Here is a 6,208-nt window from a genome sequence, read left to right on the forward strand (position 1 = left end):
CGTTCTTCGATCTCATCGACGGGGTGGACGCCGATCCGGACGCCCTGCCCTACGACACGGAGGGAGTGAAGCAGGGGCTGGAGCGGGTCAATGCGCTGGGGGTGGAGAAGGCGCTGGAGATCGTCCGCGCCGCCGCGTCCCGGCTGGCACCGGCCGGCAAAGTCGGCACCGTGGGCTATTGCTGGGGCGGCAGCATCGCCCTGCTTTCGGCGCTGCGACTGGGGCTGCCGTCGGTCAGCTACTACGGGGCGCGCAACGTGCAGTTCCTCGACGAAGCGCCGAAGGCGCCGGTGATGTTCCACTTTGGCGCGCAGGACAAGAGCATTCCGCCCGAGGCGGTCGCCGCCCACCGCCAGAAGCTGCCGCAGATGCCCACGTTCGTGTACCCGGCCGACCACGGCTTCAACCGCAGCGTCGGACATGCGTATGATCCAGACAGCGCCGCCCTGGCGCTGGAACGCACCCTGGACTTCTTAGCGGAGCATCTTGGATGAGCGAGTTCGAACTGGATTCACGCCTGGCCACCGATAGCGTACTGGTAGCAGAAGGGCCGTTGTCGCAAGTGCGGTTGATGAACGACGAGCGGTATCCGTGGTTGATCCTGGTGCCTCGGCTGGCCGGCATCACCGAGTGGATCGATCTGGATGGCGATCAGCAGGACAAGCTGCGCACGGAGTTGAACCGGGCGTGCAAAGCGCTCAAGGGCACCGACGGCGTGGAGAAGATCAATATCGGGGCGCTGGGCAACATCGTGCGCCAGCTGCATTTCCACGTGATCGGCCGCCACGTCGGCGATCCGGCCTGGCCGGGACCGGTCTGGGGCCAGGGTCAGGCGCACCGATACGATCCCGAGGTGCTGTCGCAACGTGTCGCGGTGTGGAAGGAACGGCTAGGATATTCGCCCCAGCCCTAACGGACCCTGCCCCTGATGCGTTCCAACCTCGTCGCTGCCATCGTCCTGATCCTCGTCGGCCTGTTCCTGCTGGCCAGCAACCTGGGGTGGACCAACATGAACCTCGGACGCCTGGTCCTGACCTGGTGGCCGGTGATCCTGGTGGCGGTCGGCATCGGGTTGCTGTTCGGTCGCGGCAAGTAGAGCGGACCGTTGGTCCGCTGCTTTCTGGTCTGCTTATCGTCCGGTTACCCGGCCGCACTCCGGACCAGGCCACAAAAAAGCGCGGCGTACGCCGCGCTTTTTTTGTAGTCGCCACCATTGATGGGTAACGGTAACCGCAGAGACAGCCGACCCACGGTCGGCTCTACCAGGCCCGGACGCGGCAGCACGCCCGGGGATTGATCCGGTGCGCCGCGCCCCACCCGCGTGGTCATCAGGTGCGCGGCAGGGTGACGCCGGTCTGGCCCTGGTACTTGCCGCCGCGATCCTTGTAGGAGGTCTCGCAGATGTCGTCCTTGTCCGCCTGGAAAAACAGCATCTGCGCCACGCCCTCGTTGGCGTAGATGCGCGCCGGCAGTGGCGTGGTGTTGCTGAATTCCAGGGTGACGTGACCTTCCCACTCCGGCTCCAGCGGGGTCACGTTGACGATGATCCCGCAGCGCGCGTAGGTGCTCTTGCCCAGGCATACCACCAGCGTGTCGCGCGGAATACGGAAGTATTCCACCGTGCGCGCCAGTGCAAAACTGTTCGGCGGAATGATGCACTCGTCGCCGACGATGTCCACGAAGCTGCCCGGATCGAAGTGTTTCGGATCCACGATGGTGGAGTTGATGTTGGTGAACACCTTGAACTCGCGCGAGCAGCGCACGTCGTAGCCGTAGCTGGAGGTGCCGTAACTGACGATGCGCTGGCCATTGGCCTGCTTGACCTGGCCGGCTTCGAACGGCTCGATCATGCCCTGCTGCTCGGCCATCTGACGGATCCAGCGGTCACTCTTGATGCTCATGGGGGGTCCTGGGTGCGATAAGGAACGGCACCGCCAACGGGCGCCCTGGCCACGATTCTAAACAGCCGCCCGGGCCGCGACCAGCGGCGACTGCAGCGCGATGCCCTGGCCCGGATGCGACAAGGCCCGGCAGTGCCGGGCCGTGTGCCGTGCCAACGCGATCGCGGCGGCAAAGACTCAGATCAGCGAGGACAGGATCGGGATGCTCGCGCGTGGACGCTTGGCCACTTCCTCGATCAGCCGCTGTGCGGCCTGCAGGTAGGCCTGGGCGGCCAGCGATGCCGGTGCGGCAGCGGTGATCGGCGTGCCGGCATCCCCCTGCTCGCGGATGCCGATTTCCAGCGGCAGCGAGCCCAGCAACGGCACCCCGTACTGCGCGGCCATGCGCTCACCGCCGCCCTCGCCGAACAGATGCTCGACCTGGCCGCAGTTGCTGCAGGTGTGCACGGCCATGTTCTCCACGATGCCCAGTACCGGCACCTCCACCTTCTCGAACATCTTCAGCGCCTTCCTGGCATCCAGCGTGGCGATGTCCTGCGGCGTGGTCACGATCACCGCGCCCGCCAGCGGAATCTTCTGGGTGAGGGTCAGCTGGATGTCGCCGGTGCCCGGCGGCAGATCGATCAGCAGGTAGTCCAGGTCGTCCCACAGGGTGTCGTTGAAGAACTGCGTCATCGCCGAGGTGGCCATCGGGCCGCGCCAGATCATCGGCGTCTCGTCCTCGATCAGGTAGCCGATCGACATGGTCTCCACGCCGAACGCGCGCATCGGCTCGATCGACTTGTTGTCCGGACTCTCCGGGCGCCCGCTCAGGCCCAGCATCGCCGGCACGCTGGGGCCGTAGATGTCGGCATCCAGCAGGCCTACGCGCGCGCCGAGGCTGGCCAGTGCCACCGCCAGGTTCACCGCCGTGGTGGACTTGCCCACCCCGCCCTTGCCCGAGCCGACCGCGATCACGTTGCGGATGCGCGGATGCGGGCTGAGACCCTTCTGCACCTGGCTGGCGTGCGGGCGACGCGACTGGCTGCTGCTCACTGCATGACTCCGAGGAAAACGCATGGGGAGCCAGACATCATACAACCTTGACCAATGCTGACTGGAATTCACAATCGCTAGTAAAACATGCAATTTCCGTTAAGTTCATGTTAGGTTCGATTGGCACTACGTTCAGCATTCTCCGTGAAGCACGGGAGGGAATTTGGCGTTGGTGCTTTTTCGTTTCTGCACTCTGGACTATTGATGAACTATCGCTCTACCGCACGCCGCAACACGCTCGCCGCTGCACTGTTCTCCGCCCTGATCGCCTCCGCAGCCGCACCGGCCATGGCTCAGGAAAAGGCCACGACGCTCGACAAGGTCACCGTCACCGGCTCGCTGATTCCGCAGACGGATCTCGAAACCCAGACCCCGGTGATGTCCATCACCGCCGAGGACATCCAGACCCGCGGCTTCACCAGCGTGGCCGAGGTGCTCCAGCAGTCCTCGCTCACCACCGGTGGCCTGCAGGGCGGCCAGACCTCCGCCTCGTTCACCCAGGGCGCCGAAGCTGCCGGCATGTTCGGCCTGAATCCGGGCTACACCAAGTACCTGATCAACGGCCGCCCGATGATGTCCTATCCGGCGCTGTACAACGGCGGCGATACGTTCAACAACATCAGCGGCATCCCGATCGACATCGTCGAGCGCATTGAAGTCCTGCCGGGCGGCCAGTCGTCGCTGTACGGCTCGGACGCCATCGCCGGCGTGGTCAACATCATCCTCAAGGAACGCATGGAAGGTGGCACCGTCACCGTCCGTGGCGGCACCTACACCGAAGGCGGTGGCAACAACGTGCGCATCAGTGCCGCGCACGGTTTCAGCGCCTTCGATGATCGCTTCAACGCACTGGTCAACGTGCAGATCGAATCGAGCAACCCGATCTGGGGCTACCAGCGTGACCTGACCCGCACCACCAATGCCAACGGCTACACCGTGCAGGTGCCGGGCAATGATTTCGCCGTCATCGATGCCGAAACCAACCGCCTGTACATGATGGACCCGAGCAACTGCGCCAGCGTCGCCGGCCAGTTCGGTGGCACCACCGTGATGGGCACCCGCGCGTCGGGCCAGTCCTGCGGCTCGGTGTATGGCGCCGGCTACAAGACCCTGAAGAACGGCAAGGACAGCGGCCAGTTCTATTCGGCGCTGACCTTCGACGTCAACGACAACCTGCAGCTGTTCGCCGACCTGCTCTACAGCAAGGAAAAGACCGAGTACACCTCCGGCTCGAACTACCTGTGGTGGGGCACCAAGAGCACGATGGGCGGTTTCTACGACCAGTCCTCGGGCAAGGTGGTCAACCTGCAGCGCGCGTTCGCCCCGGAAGACATCGGTGGCCAGGGCTACAAGGACGTGCTCAACAGCGATGAAAGCCGCTCCTACCAGGTGACCCTGGGCGCCAAGGGCGCAGCCGGCAACTGGGACTACAGCGCCAGCTTCACCCGCGGTGAGTACAAGCTCACCGAAAACAAGTTCATGCGCTGGCAGGACCCGATCAACAACTACTTCGCCGAGCACGTGCTGGGCCCGAGCCTGGGCACCAACGAAGACGGCTGGGACATCTACAACCCGAACTGGGGCGCGTTCTACTCGGCGATCTCGCCGGAAGATTTCGCCAGCTTCACCGGCTACGCGCACAACCGCAGCCGCACCTGGCAGAACCTGGCCCGCGCGCAGGTCACCAACGGCGCGTTGTTCGCACTGCCGGGCGGCGACGCCGGTTTCGCGGTGGTCGTCGAAGGCGGCAGCGAAGGCTGGGACTACTCGCCCGACCAGCGCGTGCTGGATGGCCAGGCCTGGGGTTCGTCGGCCGTGGCCGGCAATGGCCACCGCAGCAACTACGCGGTGACCTCCGAACTGCGCATGCCGGTGCTGGAGCAGCTGACCGTGACCGCTTCCGGTCGCTATGACGCCTTCAAGATCGCCGACAACACCGTCGACAAGGCCACCTACAGCCTGGGCCTGGAATACCGTCCGCTGCAGAGCCTGCTGGTCCGCGGCAAGTACGGCACCGCCTTCCGCGCGCCGACCCTGTCCGATGCCTTCCAGGGCACCAGCGGCTACTACGCCAACAACTCGACCGATTACTACCGTTGCGGCCAGTTGGGCTATGCGCCGGGCAACACCGCCGACTGCCGTTACGACAACAGCGTCTCGGTGTACTCCGAGCGTGCCGGCAACCCGGACCTGGAGCCGATCACCGCCGATGTGTGGAACGCCGGCCTGGTGTGGGCACCGATGGCGAACCTGTCGATCTCGGCCGACTACTACAACTGGAAGATCGAGAACGAGGTCGATACGGCCAGCACCGACCAGCTGCTGCTGGCCGAGTACTACTGCCGCAACAGCCTGCCCAACGCCGCTTCGGCCACCTGCCAGAACGTGGCCGACTGGGTCGTGCGCGATGCCGCCGGCAACCTGAGCAGCCTGTACACGCCGAAGATGAATGTCGCGCGCCAGAACCTGCAGGCGGTGACCGTCGGCTTCAAGTACCTGCAGGACATCGGCCGTTTCGGTGCGCTGCAGTTCTCCGGCAACTACACCAACATGCTCAAGCGTGAAGTGCAGTCCGAGCCGGGCGAAGACTTCCAGGACCTGCTGGGCAATCCGATCGCGATGTGGAACTACGACAACTATGCCAAGGTGCGCAGCGATGCCGCCGTGGCCTGGTCGCTGGGCAAGTTCACCACTACGGCCTACGCCAACTACGTCGGCAAGACGCCGAACTACCTGGCCGGCCTGAATGGCTATGACTACGTCCATGCCGCATCGGGCAAGGCCGCAGGCAAGTGGGGCTCGTACACCACCTACAACCTGAGCGTGAACTACCGTGCCCAGGACGACCTGACCCTGTCGCTGATGGTCAACAACGTCTTCAACAAGATGCCTGAAGGCCAGGCCTACAGCTACCCGGGCACCTCGGGTACGCCGTACAACAGCAGCTTCTACAGCGTGTACGGTCGCGCCGTGTATGCGCAGATGAAGTACGACTTCGGCAAGTAATCGCCGGGCTCATGCAGGATGAAAAGACCCCGCTTCGGCGGGGTCTTTTTTTTGGGTCTTCGCCCGTATGCGGGGCAAGTACAAGGCGCGCCCTGAGTCTTTCCGGCGCGGCGGTCGGTGGGCCGGCCGCTGGGCGCCCATGCCCTTTCCGGCGAATGTCCCCCGGCCTGCGGCCTCCTCCTTTATTTCGCCTCCAAGGGCATGGGCGCCCAACGGCCGACCCACCGACCAGCATCAGAAAAGCCTTGCTTCGGCCTACTTGCCGC

6 protein-coding genes are annotated in these 6,208 nt (G+C 64.7%); 4 read left to right on the forward strand and 2 right to left on the reverse strand.

Annotation, left to right across the window (positions count from 1 at the left end; all coding sequences use genetic code 11):
- The 3 genes from RTO53_RS19105 to RTO53_RS19115 form a co-directional block, all read left to right on the forward strand.
- A partial coding sequence (locus RTO53_RS19105; RefSeq protein WP_312239258.1) for a dienelactone hydrolase family protein occupies positions 1-494 on the forward strand: 494 nt, incomplete at its 5' end.
- Positions 491-913 (forward strand): HIT family protein, encoded by a 423-nt coding sequence (locus RTO53_RS19110; protein WP_312239259.1) that lies wholly within the window; start codon positions 491-493, stop codon positions 911-913. The genes RTO53_RS19105 and RTO53_RS19110, both read left to right, overlap by 4 nt.
- A gap of 15 nt (positions 914-928) precedes the next feature.
- Positions 929-1,096: a DUF5668 domain-containing protein gene (locus tag RTO53_RS19115; protein WP_312239260.1), complete on the forward strand. Its 168-nt coding sequence runs from the start codon at positions 929-931 to the stop codon at positions 1,094-1,096.
- A 232-nt stretch (positions 1,097-1,328) separates the two neighbouring features.
- Here the strand turns inward: RTO53_RS19115 and dcd are convergent, their stop codons facing one another.
- Together dcd and apbC are read right to left on the reverse strand one after the other, a co-directional pair.
- Positions 1,329-1,901 carry a dCTP deaminase gene (gene dcd / locus RTO53_RS19120; RefSeq protein WP_088433273.1) on the reverse strand — a complete coding sequence of 191 codons (573 nt, stop codon included), beginning with the start codon at positions 1,899-1,901 and terminating at the stop codon, positions 1,329-1,331.
- Positions 1,902-2,078: 177 nt separating this feature from the next.
- The gene (gene apbC / locus RTO53_RS19125) at positions 2,079-2,936 is read right to left on the reverse strand and encodes an iron-sulfur cluster carrier protein ApbC (RefSeq protein ID WP_312239261.1); all 858 of its coding nucleotides are present in this window, start codon (positions 2,934-2,936) and stop codon (positions 2,079-2,081) included.
- Positions 2,937-3,140: 204 nt separating this feature from the next.
- Between apbC and RTO53_RS19130 the strand changes: the two genes are divergently transcribed.
- The gene (locus RTO53_RS19130) at positions 3,141-5,942 is read left to right on the forward strand and encodes a TonB-dependent receptor (RefSeq protein ID WP_312239262.1); all 2,802 of its coding nucleotides are present in this window, start codon (positions 3,141-3,143) and stop codon (positions 5,940-5,942) included.
- Positions 5,943-6,208 lie beyond the last annotated feature (266 nt).

Source organism: Stenotrophomonas sp., assembly GCF_031995405.1.
GTDB lineage: Bacteria > Pseudomonadota > Gammaproteobacteria > Xanthomonadales > Xanthomonadaceae > Stenotrophomonas.